The organism is Pseudomonas sp. J452 (assembly GCF_024666525.1).
In the GTDB taxonomy this organism is placed as follows: Bacteria; Pseudomonadota; Gammaproteobacteria; order Pseudomonadales; family Pseudomonadaceae; genus Aquipseudomonas.
The window spans coordinates 3,742,516-3,758,293 of sequence record NZ_CP088294.1 but is presented as its reverse complement, the minus strand read 5'-3'; the positions used below and the strand labels follow the sequence as shown (position 1 = coordinate 3,758,293).

The window sequence follows — 15,778 nt, the reverse complement described above, 5'->3', positions numbered from 1 at the left end:
GATAGCATATGGATATCAAGGATATGCGGCCTATCCGTATCGAAGAACATCCTGTTAGCAGTAAAGCTTATTTGATGCCTACGTATTCTATTGGCGAAACTTATGCCATGGTGTTGAAGGCAATCAAACGACTCGACTCAGGGCTAGTTATTTATGGACGCGTCCGCTACGGCAAAACGCGAGCTATGCTTTACTGCAGGCAGTGTTTAAGTATTGATTTCCCAAATATCCCAGTGGCAATATTCTTTGCTGAACGCGATATATCGCCCAGCAAGGGCGGCTTCTATACCTCTCTACTGGAAGTCGTTGGTCATGCTAAATGGGAAGATTATTGCAGCATCAGTATCAAAAAATCGAGGTTAAAGAACTTTATTATTGACGCAGCGCTGAATGATCCGCGCAGAATTTTTATTTTGTTCATTGATGAAGCATCAAGATTACTTCCGATTCACTATGACTGGATCAAAGATATATACAATGCTTTGATGGAGAAAAGTGTCACGTTGCTGCCTATCTTGGTTGGGCAGAATCAGTTGCTAGGCCATAAAGAAACTTTGCTAAAATCTGGTGAGGAAGGGGAAGCCATAGTTAATCGTTTTCTGCTTTATGAGCACTCATTTCGTGGTATCCGCAGCAAAGAGGATTTCGTAGATTGCCTTGGTTATTATGATAGCGCCGTTTTTCCGGAAGGAAGTAATTGGACATATACGCGTTTTTTCTTTCCTGATGCGTTTGCGGCTGGACTTCGGCTGCAAGACTATGGAGATATGCTCTGGGATGCGTTCAAAGAGTCCTACAAAGGGCTAGGAATAAAGGCTGATATGGAGATTCCGATGAAGTACTTTACGAAAACCATTGAAATCCTCCTAACTGAATACTGCGATAATGATAGTGCGAGCTTCTCACTGTCCCCGGCGATCTGCATGTCGCTCATCGAAGAGTCCTGGTTCGCGGTTGCCGCTCGCAACTCTAAAGTGGCGAACACGTTAGCCTAGATATGATTATCACCCTGCGCGAAGAGTTGCTACGTCCTAACCAAAGATACTGTGGGCTAAGACCAAGATATATTCCATATGAATCGATTTACTCAGTTATTTGTAGATTTGGATTGTTCAATGTCGTCAAGGGTGGATCACTAGTTAAGATCATCAAACAACATTGCGGCTCTCAACACTCCAGGGCTAGACACTTCAAAAATCTAGCTCATATTGAGTCTGTGGGAATGGCTGGTTTGCAAGATTTGTTCGGCTTGAGTTCGCAGCAGGCTAAATTCTTATTTCTTACACCTGCTTATATTGGCTCTGACCGACACGTGGCTTCTGAGCTTAGATATTGTCCGATTTGTTTGTCGCAAGGTCGGCATTATACGCTATTTCAATATGAACTCATTGAAACATGTCCAGTACATGCGATCGACTTGCTTAATCATTGCCAGCACTGCGCTGCAACCATGAGTTACGATTTTAATGCTACCTTATTTAAATATCTCTATGGCTGTTGGCACTGCGGTCGCCAACTTGGAAGTGGGCGCGACCCTCAATCGTTGCGTTTTATCAGCGCTCCGGGTATGTCGCGCTTGCGACAGGTCCATAGAATGCTGGGGGGAGAGAACGAGCACATTGTGTTCGATATTGTCGGCCCCGCAGATCTGCATTGCGATAATGTATTACAACTGTCGCATTCCGTTCAGCAGTTTGCTCGAGTAGAGGCAGATTTATTTCGTGACCTGCAAGCAATGGCTTGTGCGCCTTCATTCCAATCTTCGCTGCGCCAATACCCCACATTTTTACACTCCGATAAAATTAAACAAGAGGAGGCAGGCACCGACAGTGAGATTTTAGTCAATGAGTTGGTGAGTATTTCGAAGTCGATTTTTAGGAATTTCAAAAAAAACTATATTTCGAAAATTTGTTTAACTAGTAATTCGCTAGAAATGTTTTGGCGCGACATTGAGGGGGGCCTTGCTGCCCGCTAATTATTATAGCGTGCTCGTCTACATTGATTGGTTATGCTATTGGCGCCAGGCTAAAGTGCCGCGTGAACTACTGCATTCGACGCACGGCAGCAAGGTGAAGGTGGCCGCATGGATAGCGGAGAAGAAAGGGCATGGCCTGTTCCGGCAGGTAACGCCTGCAGCCGAGCGTTGGTTGCTTCGACAAATGCTTGGCTGTGAAGTTGTTACGCTGCTCAAGCGGCAGATGGAGCAGAGGGAGGCGCTGGCCAAGGGGGTGGACACGCCGGAGTATGCTGATATTCCATATCGGCGACTTTTACATCCCGTATGTTGGGCTGTAGTTCTCACTGAGCGGAGCGTGAGCCCACCAAGCATGACATTTATATCGGCTCACTCATGGAAAACGGGCCGCGAGCCAAGTCCCTTGGAATTGCCACCTGACGAGGAAAGTCCTCCTCATGGTCAGAGTTGGCTTAAGGTTATCCGCCTAATTAACGCTTGAGCCTATATTCTTGATGACCGCATCCCAATCAACTTGCTCTTCATTCATGCGGGATTCCGCCTCTGCTGAAGTTCGCTGTAGCGACATTTTTCGGACAGCTGCATCCCAGTCATCGTCCTCGTGCTCCCCTTCAGTCGAACCCTGACCAGCATACAGATCCTTGGTGAACCTTTTTAACGCTTTGGTAAATGCCGCTTCCTCCTGCGGCAAGAGGTCAGGTGTTGGTGGTCCGGCAGGGACATAGTAATGATCAAATCCATATAGGGTACCCGCATATCGGTAATGGCGCTCCAGGATCACCTCGACCTCACTTACGGTCAGGGCACGCCAGGCCCCGCCATCCTGGCGGTTCATAAACCCGTGGGACTTGAGGTCCATCAAGTCAACATTCTCGCAAAGGAGGGTAAAGATGGTTACAGCTGTCATATGATCCAGCTTTACTGGAAGTTCAGAGCGGAGGTATATCCACTCTAGAGGTCTGCGGTTTATTCGAATGCTATCAAAGCTCAACTGAATCAGTTCTGATGGACTAAAGTCGTATTCCCAGGTCAGCAAGATCATGGCTAGGTCGCGCTCAGGTTGAGGGCTTGTTACCTGATGGCGACGGAACACATTTAGAACTCTTGCAGACTTTAGTGCCGATTGATAGGTGAGTTCTTTGTTGCGCGTTATCCATTGGACCTGCCGATAAAAAGGAAGCAACTCGCGCAACAGTTTCTGAGCATCTATTGCCTTGTATCGATGGTGCTGCCAGCGAAGGACGGACAAAACCATCGAGGCTACTTGCTGGCAACTGAGCTCATCAGCATCTAGTAACCCTGACCCAAGCAATTCATTCTCCAAGTCTGCCGACAGTAGGCGACCTGGCATCGCCGAGCTTGGATAGAGCGCGACGTGGCTGAGAAAGAAGTCTTTGTAGATATAGGCTAAAGGGATTGGCCTATCGATCGTGATTTCGTAGGTTGCTTGTAACCAGAGATCAAAGTGCTTCAGATCGCGTCGGATTCTTACCGACTTCCGATAAGGAAAGTCCAAAGCGAAATGTTCCGCCTCGCTTGCTCTGGGTATGTCTTCATCTGGTTGGTTCATTATAGGATCGCTTGTTGTGAAAACGGCATGGCCTCGCGGTGTGCGCATGCTCGTATTTGAGCTTAGCTATGATTGTGTCGGTTGTAGGTGCGATGCTCGTCTGCACTTGGCCCATGGCCCAACGCCAGAGTACAACCGGTATGCGCCTCCATTTATCGCTACCGGTCTGGCAGATCGTCCCACTCCTACTGGCTGTTGAGTTGCTATGCCTCTACGTTGCGTCGACGCGGATAGGAAGAGCATCCATTCATTCAAGATGAGCGAGTGGGAGTGGGAGGCGCTGCGGCAGTCCAATGCCCAATTTCGGCACCTGAGCATGCCCTGCTGCGGCCGCGGCGTAGTCTTAAAGAAGAGCGAACGCGGAACCCGGTTCTTCGCGCACAAAGTCAAAGGTACCTGCACTTCGGCATCGGAGTCTGCCGAGCACTTGGAGATTAAGCTGCAGGTGTGCGAGGCGCTTATTGAGAGCGGATGGGACGCTGAAACGGAGGTGCGGGGTGAATCTCGCGAAGGCGAATTGTGGGTGGCCGACGTTATGGCTTCCCGCGGCCGGGCAAGGTTTGCGATCGAGGTTCAGTGGAGCCGGCAAAGCGACAAGGTCACTGTTGAGCGGCATGCCAGATACAAATCCGCTGGTGTAAAAGCCCTCTGGCTTCATCGCCAGGAGCAGTTTCTGGTGCGAGAGCAAATCCCCGCAGTGAGAGTCGGAGTGCACTCTGACGGCACTTATGAGGTTTATGCCAAGCAGATGATGATCCATCACAAAGCTGATGACTCACCACCAAACCCCATTTTCCGCTTGCGTGGGATTCCCATAGCCCAGTTCATACGAGCATTACTCAATCGGCGTTTTTGGTTTGGCAGTATGCAGGTAGGCGAGCAAGCGGTGATCGACCAGTACGCTTCGCCGGCGCACTGCTTTTACTGCAGGCGGGACCATGAGGCCACGTCCCTGCTAATCATTAATGGTGAAGCAAGCCGGGAGCCGTTTTGGCTTCACCACAAAACACTCTTAGCCTCAGCGGCACTTCGCACTGAATTACTAGCTTGCGGGATGCCGGTCTCGATGATGCCGAGTGATGTGTGCCCACACTGCGAGGCTAAGGTTCCAGGGGAGAACGTCAAGCGGGCCGCCTATGCGGAAAGAAAAGTTGGCAGTTGCTCTATCCAGGCCAGTGCAAGCTTGGTGAAAGCCGCCAACTGGTGGGGCATAAGCCACAGCTTGCAGCAATGGCGACTCGATCATGACTTACTGGACGCGGAGCATACCTATGAGGATCGGGCGGGCGGGGATAGCTCGGCCGGGGTGCGGACCTCAGGCACTTCGAGCAGATGCACTACGTAGCGCCCCGAGCTTGTCACAGGCTTGAGATCGGCCCTGAACTTACCGCCGGCCGGCGTGCTGGGGGCTGCCGAAGAACACAGCTAACTCGCGGAAGGCCTCCATTTCGGCGTCAAGCTCGAAGACAGGGCAGGGCTGCGACTGGATCTGATGGCCCATTGGCCCACCTTTGTTGCTTATGACCTGGACAACTGCACAGGGCTTGTTATCTGCAGTGAACCACCTGGTTGACACGGCGATAGCCTCCACGATGATGTGCAGGCCGGCGGCGATGCAGGAGTGGGGCTCCGGGCTCATGGGCACTCTTTGTCCCGAAGCTCCTTTTCCGACTTCTCCAGCTCACGGCGAAAGGCTTCATCGAGCAGGCTCGGTCTCTTCTTCCAGGGCTTCTTGGTGGGCTCGCTCTTGGCGGCATAGAGAACAACCTCACCGCCGGCGTGCTGAAATTCCCCTGCCTGGCGCGCGAGGATCTCTCGCAATTCGTCTTTCGTCGGCATTGATGTTCCTGTTGCGGGCCAATAATCGTTGTCACTTGGGCAGGGACTGATCAGGGCAGTCGCCTGTACTAACTCTTTGAAGGCATCGGCACATGGGCTGGCGGCGACACATGTCCGAGTGCCTTCAATTGATCAGTAGTTTCGGCTAGCCGTCGCTGCAGGCTCTGCACTTGCTCTGTTTGCGCTGTGCGGGCTTCATCCAACCGAGTCACTTCTCCCTGCAGGGCCTGGCGTTGCTGTTCGAGTGTTTCATTCGTACGCCCCATGCTAGCCAGTGTGCTCTGAGCGTTTTCCAGCGCCTGACTCCTCTGCGCGAGAAGCTGCTCCAGCGCACGCTGATCTTTCTGCTGTTGTCGCGCCTCGGTGAGTAGTCGTGCGTTGTCACGGTTCAGCTGTGTCAGCTCGTCATGCTTGATCATCAGCGTTTGTTGCAGTTGGCGTATCTCGGCCTGAAGCTGGCTGGCCTGGGTTTCATGACGGCGCTGCTCTTGTTCTCGCTGTTCCTTGCTGGCCTGGCGGTAATGCTCCATGCCGTCACGAGCGTGCTGATGCATGTCTTCAAGCGATTGAATGCGCTCTTCGCGCTCCTTGACGCGTACCTCCAGATCCCGCAGGGATTGAACCATTCGAGCGTTGTCGATTTCGACCGTTTGCCGCTGTTGCTGCTCCTGGAGAACCAACTCCTGGGCCGCTTGCAGCTGTAGAGCCAGGCCCGAGCACTGTGATTCGAGGTTTCGCATCCGAGGCTCGAGTACGGCCGATTGCTGCTGTACTGCCGTGCGCTCGCGCAGCAACGCTTCGTGGGTCTGGGCCACGGACTGCTGCGCTTCTTGCCTCAATTGATCCAGCAGATGGCCGACTAGGTTCGTCAGCGGTCCGCTCAACGCATCTCCCGGCGAGGCCGGCTCGCTCTCGGCCTCCAGCTCCTTCAGGTACCGGTGGATAGTGCTCTTGGAGCCCGTGTTGCCCAGCTCGATACGCACCGCATCAATACTGGGGTGGACGCCGCGGGCGAGGAGGTCATTCCGCGCTTTCTTCACGACAGCTTTGTTGATTCCACCACGGGCCATAACGAGGACTCCTAACGATTTCGTTCTGTAGTACATACCATGTAGATACATAGCACTTTATCAAGAATTTCCCTTCTTTTCTGCCAATAATCTAGAATTGGGTAATCACGAATTATCCAAGGTGAAGCGGCATTTTCGTCGTTTGGCAGTCGCTCACCGGTACACCAGGGAGATGCGCTCAGATGAGCCAGGACATCGAGCGGTACCTACAGGCCGGTACCCGAGCTAACACCCGGCGCAGCTACCAGCAGGCGCTCGAACACTTCGAAGTCACCTGGGGCGGCTTTCTGCCGGCGACCAGCGATGCCATCGTGCGCTACCTGGTCGATCACGCCGCCACGCTGTCCAGTAACACCCTCAAGCTGCGCCTGGCGGCACTGGCGCAGTGGCACGTCAGCCAAGGCTTCCCCGATCCGACCAAGACCCCATTGGTTCGTCAGATTCTCAAGGGCATCCGTACCCTGCATCCGCGTCAGGAGAAGCAGGCTGAACCGCTGCAATTACGCCAACTCGAGCAGTGCGTGCTGTGGCTGGAGCAGGCCGAGGGGAGAGCACGAGCGGAGGACGACTGGCCGCGGTTGCTGCGCTGTTGTCGCGATCGTGCGTTGATGCTGATTGGCTTCTGGCGGGCGTTTCGCAGCGATGAGCTGTGCCGCCTGCAGGTCGAACACATCCAGGTGCGGACCGGGGAGGGCATGCAACTGTTCCTGCCCTGGAGCAAAGGTGATCGCGACAACCAAGGCCAGACCTTCAACGCCCCGGCGCTGGCCAGGCTGTGCCCAGTACAAGCCTACGTCGACTGGATCAGCGTGGCGGGCATAGCTCGAGGGCCGGTATTCCGTGGAATTGATCGCTGGGGGCACTTAGGTGAGCAGGGCTTGCACCCAAATAGCGTTGTCCCACTCATGCGCGCCGTACTGCAGGCGGCAGGGCTGCCTTCGGAGCTGTACAGTAGCCACTCGCTGCGCCGCGGGTTTGCCACCTGGGCCACCCGCAGCGGCTGGGATCTCAAAGCGCTGATGCAGTACGTAGGCTGGAGCGATGGGCAATCGGCATTGCGCTATGTCGAGAGCACAGGGGTGTTCCCTGGGCAGCTGAGTGCGCTACAACACATCTCAAACTGGCCCGAGGGACTGCCATAAGACCGCCTTCCGCGGCCCCGATCCGCCCCTAGCTGCGCACTGGGAACACCAGTTCGTCATGTGCGGTGCAAATGAGTCGATGGTCCAGCACATGGAAAATTGCAGGGTTCTTAGCATCCTGGGCGCCCACAAAGAAGAGGTAACTGCGGGATGCCTGCTTATCTTTTTTGGCTTTCATGTTCTCTTGACGGGCTATTTCCAGCTCGTTTTTCAGCCGCCCGCAGGCAACTGCTGACCACTCGCTCCAGAGGACGACCACCTGGTAAGGCGTTAGTTTTTTCTCCTCCCATTCGCCCGCGTTGAGTGAAATGGTTATGTGTTCGGGCGATTCAGCGGCTGGCGTCCAGGCCAGTTCTCCATAGAAAATGCGTGCATTCGGACATGGCTCCAACCCTTTCGCCCGAAGTTTCTTGAAGGCGGTTTGATAGGTCGTTGGGGCAATACCCGGGATAGCTAAAGAAAGATGCCTATCGAAGGGGAAACGCAAAAAAGCACGGCAGATAGGACGAATACTGTTCGCAGCGCGTCGTCCCTCTCGTCGCACCAGGCCAGTAGCTCCATCCAACCGTCTGACGCTCTGTGTCTGACACTCGGTGTGAGGTAGCGCAGGATCGACGATGGTACGGTCTTCAACCAGCTGCAGCCGGGCGGGTGATAAACCTGGCGAGGTCTCTAATTCCTGCTGAACACTGCCGCGCTTGCCCTGCGCTATAACCTTAGTTTCGCCCTCCACCTCACAACCTGAGACGTGAGGGTCGCGAAGTTGAAAGTGAGCCCGAACCAAGTTCTCCTGGCGGTAGGCGCGCGGGAAGGCCTGAGTTTTGCAACCAGGGCATTGGTAGCCATAGGTATCCACTGCCACCAGCAGTTTAAGGTCCTCGGCCTCAACAATTTCCTGTGTAATACGATCACGAGCGTTGTCCATGACGCTGACGTCTCCATGGGGGTGGGTGTTCGGCTTATACAACTCACCGCATACTGTCCGAATGGATCGGACTAAATAAAGGGGTAAAATGGTGAGCGATGAGCTTTATGTTTCCGTCGACGTAGAAACTTCCGGGCCGGTGCCGGGCATCTATAGCTTGCTTTCCATTGGGGCCTGCCTCGTGAGTGAGCCTGCCAGCTCTATTTATCTTGAGCTTCAGCCTGACGGTATACAGCACGATCCGGAAGCAGTGGCCGTAACTGGCCTTGATCTAACAAGGCTAGAAAGCGAGGGGCTTGCTCCGCAGGTCGCGATGCTCAAGTTGGAGCAATGGCTGACCCAGGTATGCCCGGCAGATCAGAAAGTCGTTTTCGTGGGGCTTAATACTCCATTTGACTGGTCCTTCATCAATTACTACTTCCACAAGTATGCTGGGGCAAACCCCTTTGGGTTCACCGCAATTGATATGAAGGCGTATTACATGGGGGCTACCGGCTGCCGCTGGAAGGAAACCAAATCCTCCCAAATGACCGCTCGGCTCAAACCCCAAAGCTCACCCAACCATAATGCGTTGGACGATGCACGATTTCAGGCGGAGCTTTTCGCGCTAATGCTGGCAGGCGGGTGTAACCGCTAACCTGGCCAGCTACCCCATGCAGCTTCAACATAACGCCCCTCCCTGAAGGACCAAGCCTTTATGCCTTCAGGGCTGCTGGAGTTGCCCACGATGATTGCCAGCGGCCGCGGCAGATCTTGTGTGTAGCGCGCGGCAAACCTGGAAAAACTCCCGACATCAGTGGGGGAGATCATAGGAATGCTTTGCGGGTGAGTATGCCAGTACCCCACCAGTCGGAGCCCGGCAGCATTGGCTCGTTCAATTTCGTCTCGGCAGCGGTGAGCATTCAACTCCAGCCAAGTTCTTCCAGCCCGGTCATCTCGATGGGGGGGGCGTCGCTAAGGCAAGTACCAGTCCGGCAGCGCTTGCGGGGTCGACGAATAGCTGTCCCCCACGCTCCACATCGAAGTGCCTCTGCCGATAGCGCTCCAACAGGCTCGCAACGTCCTGCGATACCAACAGATGAGTGTCCACCCCGGGCCAGCTCCATTGCCAGGCGATGGCCGTCATCGAGCTGTCTCCAATTGCTCCGGCCAATCGCGCTCCACCTGAGCGTGCTGCATGCCGGTAGGTAGTTCAGGACCCAGATACTGCCCTCCCAGCGTCGCCACGTCGTGAGGGCTATTGATGCTGCTCACCCAGATCGGGGTTCCGGTGCCGCCGCTCAATGCTCGTAATGCGGCCTGAGAGACCATTGAAGCAATGTTCACCATTCCCAGAGAACCTCCTGGGATGAAACTCTCTCCGCAGGCGGGAAGGGCGACGACACCACCTTCCGGCCACTCGGTGAACTTGTGCCTAAATTCACCGTTTTCTGTGAATAGGCCTCGAGCATCAAATGCACCCGATGGTGCAAGGAGCACATGCCCCACCTGCGTATGAGGTTCGCTCCAGGCCTGGAGTAGACCCCAGGATGTGCCATTCGACTTGGCGCTCCACAGAGCCACCTCTGACTGCCAATCCGCAGTGGTAACTACGACCAGATCCGCTTTATCAAATACCTCGGAATTCTGGTACATCACCACTTCAGCGAAGTCTGCGAACGCAGCGACCTCCGTGGTAGGCAGGTCTTTGCGAATTCGCTCCTGCAGCGCTTCGGCCTTGGCCAGGCCTAGGTCATCGGCCCCGAGCACATGCCTGCCGAGATTCGCCGACACCAAGTGATCCGGGTCAATGAGTGTCAGATGCCCAACACCCGAGCGCGCCAACTGTATGGCAACCGTACTACCCAACGAGCCGACCCCAACACAAACTACGCGAGCCGCTTCCAGGTTCTGCGCCACACCGCTGAGGTCACGGGACAAAATCTCTGTCCGATCCAGTACATCCAGGGTCGTTGCTCGGATCAGAACTGGGGGGTGGCTTACCGCGACTGCTGGCCGGCGCCGCGCTGAACGTAGGTAAAACTTTGATCCTCGATCCAACTGTGGGCCGTAAGCGCGAACGTTAAGGCAGTAGATCGGAGCACCGGTATCTCCCGGAAGCTCCAAAGCGATCCAGCGGTTAGGTAGCGAGCCACGCTCATTGAACCAAGCCAACAGCTGCGTGCGGTCGCCGGGAGTAAGGTGCGGAATGAGCCATGTGAGCAGTAACTCAGGGGCCGGAATGCGCAGATCCGGATAACTCTGAAGCTTTGCGTAGAAGCCTGGGGTCTCGGGAGCACGCATCCTGGGGGATCGGCCAATCGTGCGCTTGCAGTGCCTTTTCAGTGATGACAGATCTGTTGCGAGCCAGACTGTTTCCTGGCCGGACGGCAACGCTTGGCGAGGATCGCTTAGGGCAAACAGCTGCGAGGCAGCTTGGGGGCGATCCAGAAGAATAAGGTTCTGTAGAGACAGTCCCTGCTGCCTCGACCAGTAGGATGTGATTTCGCGCCGAAATTCGGCATCCCGCGCCGCCGCGCATGACCCCATTTGGGACAAGCTTACGATCTTGCGTAACCGAGCCAGGCTATCCGACACCACGTATTCAGGGGTGCCCATCACTGGGCGCTCCTGGAAGCCATGCAGGCAGAGCCCGACTTCCATGGCGTGGGGCCATATAAGCCATGGCGAAGGTTCGACAGTAAGCCTTAATCCGCCGCGGGGGAAATTCCTCGGAAAGCTGATACGTAGCCGCCGCTCCGTGCCCGTATAGTCAACGGGCAAAGGAAAGTAATAACTTGCGGCTTCGTCAGACCGTGTGGTCACAGGCTGAAGCAGTGCAAGTGCGGCATCTTCGCCAAGAGCGCCTCGCAGCGCGGCTATGCCCCGCTGCAGAGGTGTCTCCATCTGATCAACCAAGACGCCCAACTGGCTTCACATCCTCTTGTGAGTTCGCTGTTCCGCTGACACCGCCAAACAGTGCGCCCATCGACGTGGAGTTTCGGGTGGTTCCGTCCGGGCGGCCTGGCATCGTCCAGTTGGACGGAATCTCGCCATTTACTGCAGAAATGAAGGCAGGCCCCATGCCAAAGTTTTCCTTGACCGCCTTGGCAAAGGCCTCTGCGGACTCGAAGCTCTCAAGCCCCAGTGATACGGATGCGCTGGCATTCGAGTGCCAGTCTTGGAACGCCCGGCGGTAGCGATGCCCCTCGCTCGGTCTATTCCATTTCTCCGCGAAGTTTTCACCGCTGTCGGCGGGGTTGCAGACCAAGCATTCGTTCCCCCGGTGTTTGACGTGATCCGGCATCCTCCGTACGATTTCGAGGATCGCGTCCAGCGGCCTTAGCGGTTTCGACTGAGACTCTTTCGCCACGTCCAGGTAGGCATGAGTGGCGAGTGTTGTGATGACTGCTGAAATAGGTCGGAAGCTCTCATTCTTTGTCCGAATGGCCCACTCATCCCGATGCCGCTTCAGCAGCTTGATCGTCGCCCTAAGTGGGTCTTGATCGAGGTACTCCTCATATTGAGGCAGCGGATCCTGAGTGGCGGCATCAAAGGCACGCTGACTTTTCGCGACAGCCAGATGCTCCTCGAAGGAGATCGTCTGCGTAGAAGCGACCTGCAGCCAGTTAGAGTAGGGGATAGGGCTGCTCGCCTTCCATCCTGTCTCCCGGTCTGGCACTTCCAGCTTACCTTCGCCATTGCCTTGAGAGTTCCCATTGATGGCACGCGCTGGCGTGACATCGATATGGAATCCGGGGTTTTCGTCGGCATAGACGATCCGGATGCCGCGACGCAGCGGCTTGATTTCTTCTTGGACGCGGCTGCCTGTCCTGAATCGCTCTTCGATAGCATCCAGAACTTCTTGAGCGCCAGCCCCCTGGGCATGGGGAAGCCAAATAATGGCGTCCGCATCGATGGTATCCAAATCTTCGGGAGCACCAGAAACGGGTTTGATCGTCGTCTTCAGGCGCATGGAGCCCTGAACAAAAATATGCGCCTCCGCCAGTAGCGGATTGTCGGATGCATTAAGGATTTTCTGCAGCTGGGAGTATCGATCGTTGATCTTCTCGTACTGTGCTTCCGACAGTGAGACCTCCCGTGCTGCACGGAGCAGAAAATGTTCCCAGCTCCCGCGCTTGCTCTGCTCATTGCTCATGGACATCAGCGGACCTCCTGGGCCTGGTGGCCCAACTGTAGTGTTGGCGTGAACCTGTTTTGGTTGTCTTTGTCTCGATCGAAAATCAGGTAAGGATGCCGATGTTGCGTGGTCAGCAAGGCACCAAACTCAATCGCCAACGCAGCTGGAATGGCCGCAAACACATGAATTGTGTCTGCCGTCGCGGCCTCAAGTCGGCTCAAGTGCATTTGTAGGGCGTCGCGAAAAGCGTGAATCACGCGACGGTTCTGAACCATCGCGTAACTCGGTTCTGGGATGCTTAACTCTGCGATACGTGCGCCAGGTAATGCCACTTCGACGTCGCGAAGCGGGACCTGAGCGGAAATAGACAGCACCAGTGCAAGCGGACCATCTCCATCCGCTGGTGGGGTAAACACAAACTCCGGCGGTTCAGCTGACTGGTTAGGCCAACGTAGCTGATGCTCGCGGTTGAACGAGAAGAGCAGACGCTTGGATCGATCGCCCAAGGATTGTCCCAGCATCATCAGCGCAGGGATGTCTGCCAATCCCACCACGGCCAAGGTAGGGGCATCGCCATAGGCTCCTCCACGACGCTTTAGCTGCTGCTCTAACTCGTGCTGAACGCTGTCCTGGATGCTCTGCCAGTAGTGGGCATCCCTGCCACGATGACTCGGGGCAGGGAAAGTGATCTTGATGGCATGATCGAATGCAGTTAGTCCCTCTGCGGACATTGCCCCCAACAGATCACGAACAGGGATGTCGTTGATCGTCGCGAAATGCTGACTTTGCACTATCACCGGAATGGCTCTGCCGCCGTCAGGCGTGGTTGCGGCCAACCGGATTCGCTCCAAATATGCCTGGTGCAGGCCGCTCAGATCGCTTTCTGGGTAGCCATCAGCATCGCGATCGATTTTTTCATGGCAGCCAGGGCAGAGCAGCATGAGGTTAGCGGTATCGTTGGTGAGCGACTCGGCCTTGGCCTCATCATGATCATCTCGCCCCCTTGGCCCCTTCGGGCTGGCTGGCAGGATGTGGGCTACCTCGCCCCATTTCATGGGCTTTCCTGCACGATAATCGTACGTGAGGTCCGTGCCACAGAGCTCGCAATGACCAGCTGATTGGATCCAGACGATGCGCTTCGTCTCATTATCGGTATCGTACCGCCCGTTGGCAGGCTTAGACTTTTCTTGTTTTTCCACTTGCCCTCCTTGGGCATCTGGATCGCAGATACGTACTGGCTCTTTAAGATCAAATGAGGCCATCAAGCCAGAATTCAAGGGGCGTGAAGCGAAGCAGCTCAAATAAGGCTGCTTCGCATAAGACCCGCGGTCTGCGAGCAGTTTCAGCGCACAAATGAACCTCCATCTGCAGCGCTAGGGCGGCCCATGAATTAACCAGCACCAGTGTCGGGGCTGGTGCCAACATCACAACCAGTGGTTGCCATGATGAAAAGTCTTGAACGACTCGGGCTGCCCCAAAGCCAAAAGAGCCTGCATCAGGCGACCATGGCAAGACTCCAAGTCGAGCTAACCACTCGCTTGGCGGAGGAGCTGGGGATTGAGCCCTGCGTCGTGGCAAGCTGGATCGGTATTACTCCAGAGGGCTTCCCTCATGACGCCAGCTGAGGGCGATGCGTTTTGTCGACTGGCTAACCTTGTCGACGTGCTGATGAACGCCTTGGAGTCAGATCAAGTCGCGGCGTCTCGCTGGCTCACGCGGCCCAATATTGCGTTAGGAAACGTGCAACCCGTTTCCCTGCTGAGCACCGAGGTCGGTGGCCGAGCTGTACGCCAGGTGTTGCTCGCTATTGAGTACGGGCTGCCGGCTTGACTAAGTTGCTGCTCTTACTCTCGGCCAAAAGGTCTTGGGTGTTTGGCTCAGCGTCCAACTGCGTCAGCATCAGCCACTTATCAGGAATCCAGGCGTATGCTGCCAGAGGAGTCGTGGTTTTGATGGAGATGGGAATGACAATGCCGAATGAGCGCTCTCGCGCTGTGGTGCAGACTCGAGATTTTCTCGTTGAACTGTCCCGAGATAGCAGCCTGCCTGAAAAGGTGCGGCGAGATGCCAAGTTCCTTTTGCGGCATTTCCCGACACAGGACGATGTGATCCTGGCGGGGCGAATAGAAGAGCAGTCGGAGACCTTGCCGCTGGGAGCTATGGGGCCCGTCTTCAGTTCCTCGATTACAGGCTAGGGCCGCTTTCGGCTGGGCAGAAATGATAAAGGCGGCCTCAGGGGCCGCCTCGAACCAAGTTTCATCACCGGTACAGCGCCCGGGAGAGGAAGCTCTTGGGCTGCGCGCCCAGTGTAGCGGCAGGCGAGGCGCGAGAACAGGTTAATTCGCTGGGGGCTTCGGAGCGTCGCTATCCCAAGCGCTTACAAGCGCATCTATCCGATCAGGAGTCTCTGCCTACAGGATCTGCACCTAGTGGTTGAGAGCGCCTATCCGCAGGATCCGAGCATGTCTGCGCCTCAGCTGTCGGGCCGAATGGCGTTTGGTCTGCTGTGTTCAAAGGTGTATGCGGGGGAGCCAGTTTCGACCAAACGGTAGCCAGAAACGAAAAAAGGCACCATAGGCACCTTTTTTGAATATTGCGATCCAGACACCACTTGCGAGCCGCCTTGCGCGACTACGGCTTTCGCCGCTGGAGAGTGCTCGGTCTCATCTGGTCAGTCACTCCGATGCGCCCAGTGTTGCGCAACAGTGGTCGTGATGCAAGGTGATGCCGCAATAACTTGCATGAACGGCAGTTACCTGCATCGATCTCACCTGTACATGCCTACTCAGGTGAAAGGCTGTCCTTCAGGTTCGTGATTTCTCGTTGGATCTTTTTCAGAAGCTCATCTGGCTTCAGTCCAGGCGTCTGCTTTTGGTAAGCCAGGACCAGCAGTGTCAAAGGATGGATGCCCACAACCTCGGCAATTTGCTCAACTTTTTCAATCGATGGCTTCCATTTTCCGCGCTCGATCGCACTGATGTAACTCTGGCTAGGCCCGAGCCCTTCCTGGGGCAGCTCCTTCAAATTTCTCAGATTCTTGATCACCAGACCAAGCGCTTCATTGAGTTCCATTTGCTGTCTCGCAAAAGGAACGATGAAGCCTTTTTAGCGCCCTTGGGGCTATGCTATATATAGCT

16 protein-coding genes are annotated in these 15,778 nt (G+C 55.3%); 7 read left to right on the top strand and 9 right to left on the bottom strand.

Translation table 11 applies throughout. The features are described from left to right. The first annotated feature begins 8 nt into the window (after nt 1-8). Together LRS11_RS16970 and LRS11_RS16965 are read left to right on the top strand one after the other, a co-directional pair. On the top strand, nt 9-995 hold the full coding sequence (locus LRS11_RS16970; RefSeq protein WP_260494069.1) for an ATP-binding protein: 987 nt from the start codon (nt 9-11) through the stop codon (nt 993-995). A gap of 2 nt (nt 996-997) precedes the next feature. Then, the gene (locus tag LRS11_RS16965; protein ID WP_260494068.1) at nt 998-1,975 is read left to right on the top strand and encodes a TniQ family protein; all 978 of its coding nucleotides are present in this window, start codon (nt 998-1,000) and stop codon (nt 1,973-1,975) included. Nucleotides 1,976-2,441: 466 nt separating this feature from the next. Here the strand turns inward: LRS11_RS16965 and LRS11_RS16960 are convergent, their stop codons facing one another. Next, nucleotides 2,442-3,545 (bottom strand): hypothetical protein, encoded by a 1,104-nt coding sequence (locus LRS11_RS16960; protein ID WP_260494067.1) that lies wholly within the window; start codon nt 3,543-3,545, stop codon nt 2,442-2,444. A gap of 256 nt (nt 3,546-3,801) precedes the next feature. On the opposite strand from LRS11_RS16960, the gene LRS11_RS16955 reads away from it, so the two are divergent. Further along, nucleotides 3,802-4,890, top strand: a complete 1,089-nt coding sequence (locus LRS11_RS16955) for a competence protein CoiA (protein WP_260494066.1) — start codon at nt 3,802-3,804, stop codon at nt 4,888-4,890. 290 nt (nt 4,891-5,180) lie between these two features. Here the strand turns inward: LRS11_RS16955 and LRS11_RS16950 are convergent, their stop codons facing one another. Then, entirely contained in the window at nt 5,181-5,384 is a 204-nt protein-coding gene (locus tag LRS11_RS16950; protein WP_260494065.1) for a hypothetical protein, read from the bottom strand. Between the two features lie 68 nt (nt 5,385-5,452). Beyond that, nucleotides 5,453-6,454 (bottom strand): DNA-binding protein, encoded by a 1,002-nt coding sequence (locus LRS11_RS16945; RefSeq protein WP_260494064.1) that lies wholly within the window; start codon nt 6,452-6,454, stop codon nt 5,453-5,455. A gap of 182 nt (nt 6,455-6,636) precedes the next feature. On the opposite strand from LRS11_RS16945, the gene LRS11_RS16940 reads away from it, so the two are divergent. Continuing rightward, nucleotides 6,637-7,596: a site-specific integrase gene (locus LRS11_RS16940; RefSeq protein ID WP_260494063.1), complete on the top strand. Its 960-nt coding sequence runs from the start codon at nt 6,637-6,639 to the stop codon at nt 7,594-7,596. Nucleotides 7,597-7,624: 28 nt separating this feature from the next. Here LRS11_RS16940 and LRS11_RS16935 read toward each other — a convergent pair whose 3' ends face one another. Then, nucleotides 7,625-8,521 carry a hypothetical protein gene (locus LRS11_RS16935; protein WP_260494062.1) on the bottom strand — a complete coding sequence of 299 codons (897 nt, stop codon included), beginning with the start codon at nt 8,519-8,521 and terminating at the stop codon, nt 7,625-7,627. An 88-nt stretch (nt 8,522-8,609) separates the two neighbouring features. Here LRS11_RS16935 and LRS11_RS16930 point away from each other — a divergent pair, with 88 nt between their 5' ends. Continuing rightward, entirely contained in the window at nt 8,610-9,158 is a 549-nt protein-coding gene (locus LRS11_RS16930; RefSeq protein WP_260494061.1) for a 3'-5' exonuclease, read from the top strand. Here the strand turns inward: LRS11_RS16930 and LRS11_RS16925 are convergent. From LRS11_RS16925 to LRS11_RS16910, 4 genes are all read right to left on the bottom strand, one after another. Beyond that, the gene (locus LRS11_RS16925) at nt 9,155-9,367 is read right to left on the bottom strand and encodes a hypothetical protein (protein WP_260494060.1); all 213 of its coding nucleotides are present in this window, start codon (nt 9,365-9,367) and stop codon (nt 9,155-9,157) included. The genes LRS11_RS16930 and LRS11_RS16925 overlap by 4 nt on opposite strands. Before the next feature lie 276 nt (nt 9,368-9,643). Continuing rightward, nucleotides 9,644-11,428 (bottom strand): ThiF family adenylyltransferase, encoded by a 1,785-nt coding sequence (locus LRS11_RS16920; RefSeq protein WP_312026978.1) that lies wholly within the window; start codon nt 11,426-11,428, stop codon nt 9,644-9,646. Beyond that, nucleotides 11,412-12,665, bottom strand: coding sequence for a nucleotidyltransferase (locus LRS11_RS16915; RefSeq protein ID WP_260494058.1), 1,254 nt, complete (start codon nt 12,663-12,665; stop codon nt 11,412-11,414). Before LRS11_RS16915 ends, LRS11_RS16920 begins: the two co-directional genes overlap by 17 nt. Continuing rightward, nucleotides 12,665-13,840: an SAVED domain-containing protein gene (locus LRS11_RS16910; protein WP_260494057.1), complete on the bottom strand. Its 1,176-nt coding sequence runs from the start codon at nt 13,838-13,840 to the stop codon at nt 12,665-12,667. The genes LRS11_RS16915 and LRS11_RS16910 overlap by 1 nt, the downstream gene beginning before the upstream one ends. A gap of 412 nt (nt 13,841-14,252) precedes the next feature. On the opposite strand from LRS11_RS16910, the gene LRS11_RS22540 reads away from it, so the two are divergent. Both LRS11_RS22540 and LRS11_RS16905 read left to right on the top strand, forming a co-directional pair. Continuing rightward, nucleotides 14,253-14,471 (top strand): antitoxin Xre/MbcA/ParS toxin-binding domain-containing protein, encoded by a 219-nt coding sequence (locus LRS11_RS22540; protein ID WP_409519740.1) that lies wholly within the window; start codon nt 14,253-14,255, stop codon nt 14,469-14,471. A gap of 134 nt (nt 14,472-14,605) precedes the next feature. Continuing rightward, on the top strand, nt 14,606-14,836 hold the full coding sequence (locus LRS11_RS16905; protein ID WP_260494056.1) for a BPSL0761 family protein: 231 nt from the start codon (nt 14,606-14,608) through the stop codon (nt 14,834-14,836). 586 nt (nt 14,837-15,422) lie between these two features. On the opposite strand, the gene LRS11_RS16900 is transcribed toward LRS11_RS16905, so the two are convergent. After that, on the bottom strand, nt 15,423-15,713 hold the full coding sequence (locus tag LRS11_RS16900) for a helix-turn-helix domain-containing protein (RefSeq protein WP_260494055.1): 291 nt from the start codon (nt 15,711-15,713) through the stop codon (nt 15,423-15,425). Nucleotides 15,714-15,778 lie beyond the last annotated feature (65 nt).

Coding starts and splice junctions, on each gene's coding strand:
- LRS11_RS16970 (WP_260494069.1), top strand. CDS start 9: ATGGATATCAAGGATATGCGGCCTATCCGTATCGAAGAACATCCTGTT.
- LRS11_RS16965 (WP_260494068.1), top strand. CDS start 998: ATGATTATCACCCTGCGCGAAGAGTTGCTACGTCCTAACCAAAGATAC.
- LRS11_RS16960 (WP_260494067.1), bottom strand. CDS start 3,545: ATGAACCAACCAGATGAAGACATACCCAGAGCAAGCGAGGCGGAACAT.
- LRS11_RS16955 (WP_260494066.1), top strand. CDS start 3,802: ATGAGCGAGTGGGAGTGGGAGGCGCTGCGGCAGTCCAATGCCCAATTT.
- LRS11_RS16950 (WP_260494065.1), bottom strand. CDS start 5,384: ATGCCGACGAAAGACGAATTGCGAGAGATCCTCGCGCGCCAGGCAGGG.
- LRS11_RS16945 (WP_260494064.1), bottom strand. CDS start 6,454: ATGGCCCGTGGTGGAATCAACAAAGCTGTCGTGAAGAAAGCGCGGAAT.
- LRS11_RS16940 (WP_260494063.1), top strand. CDS start 6,637: ATGAGCCAGGACATCGAGCGGTACCTACAGGCCGGTACCCGAGCTAAC.
- LRS11_RS16935 (WP_260494062.1), bottom strand. CDS start 8,521: ATGGACAACGCTCGTGATCGTATTACACAGGAAATTGTTGAGGCCGAG.
- LRS11_RS16930 (WP_260494061.1), top strand. CDS start 8,610: ATGGTGAGCGATGAGCTTTATGTTTCCGTCGACGTAGAAACTTCCGGG.
- LRS11_RS16915 (WP_260494058.1), bottom strand. CDS start 12,665: ATGTCCATGAGCAATGAGCAGAGCAAGCGCGGGAGCTGGGAACATTTT.
- LRS11_RS22540 (WP_409519740.1), top strand. CDS start 14,253: ATGACGCCAGCTGAGGGCGATGCGTTTTGTCGACTGGCTAACCTTGTC.
- LRS11_RS16905 (WP_260494056.1), top strand. CDS start 14,606: ATGACAATGCCGAATGAGCGCTCTCGCGCTGTGGTGCAGACTCGAGAT.
- LRS11_RS16900 (WP_260494055.1), bottom strand. CDS start 15,713: ATGGAACTCAATGAAGCGCTTGGTCTGGTGATCAAGAATCTGAGAAAT.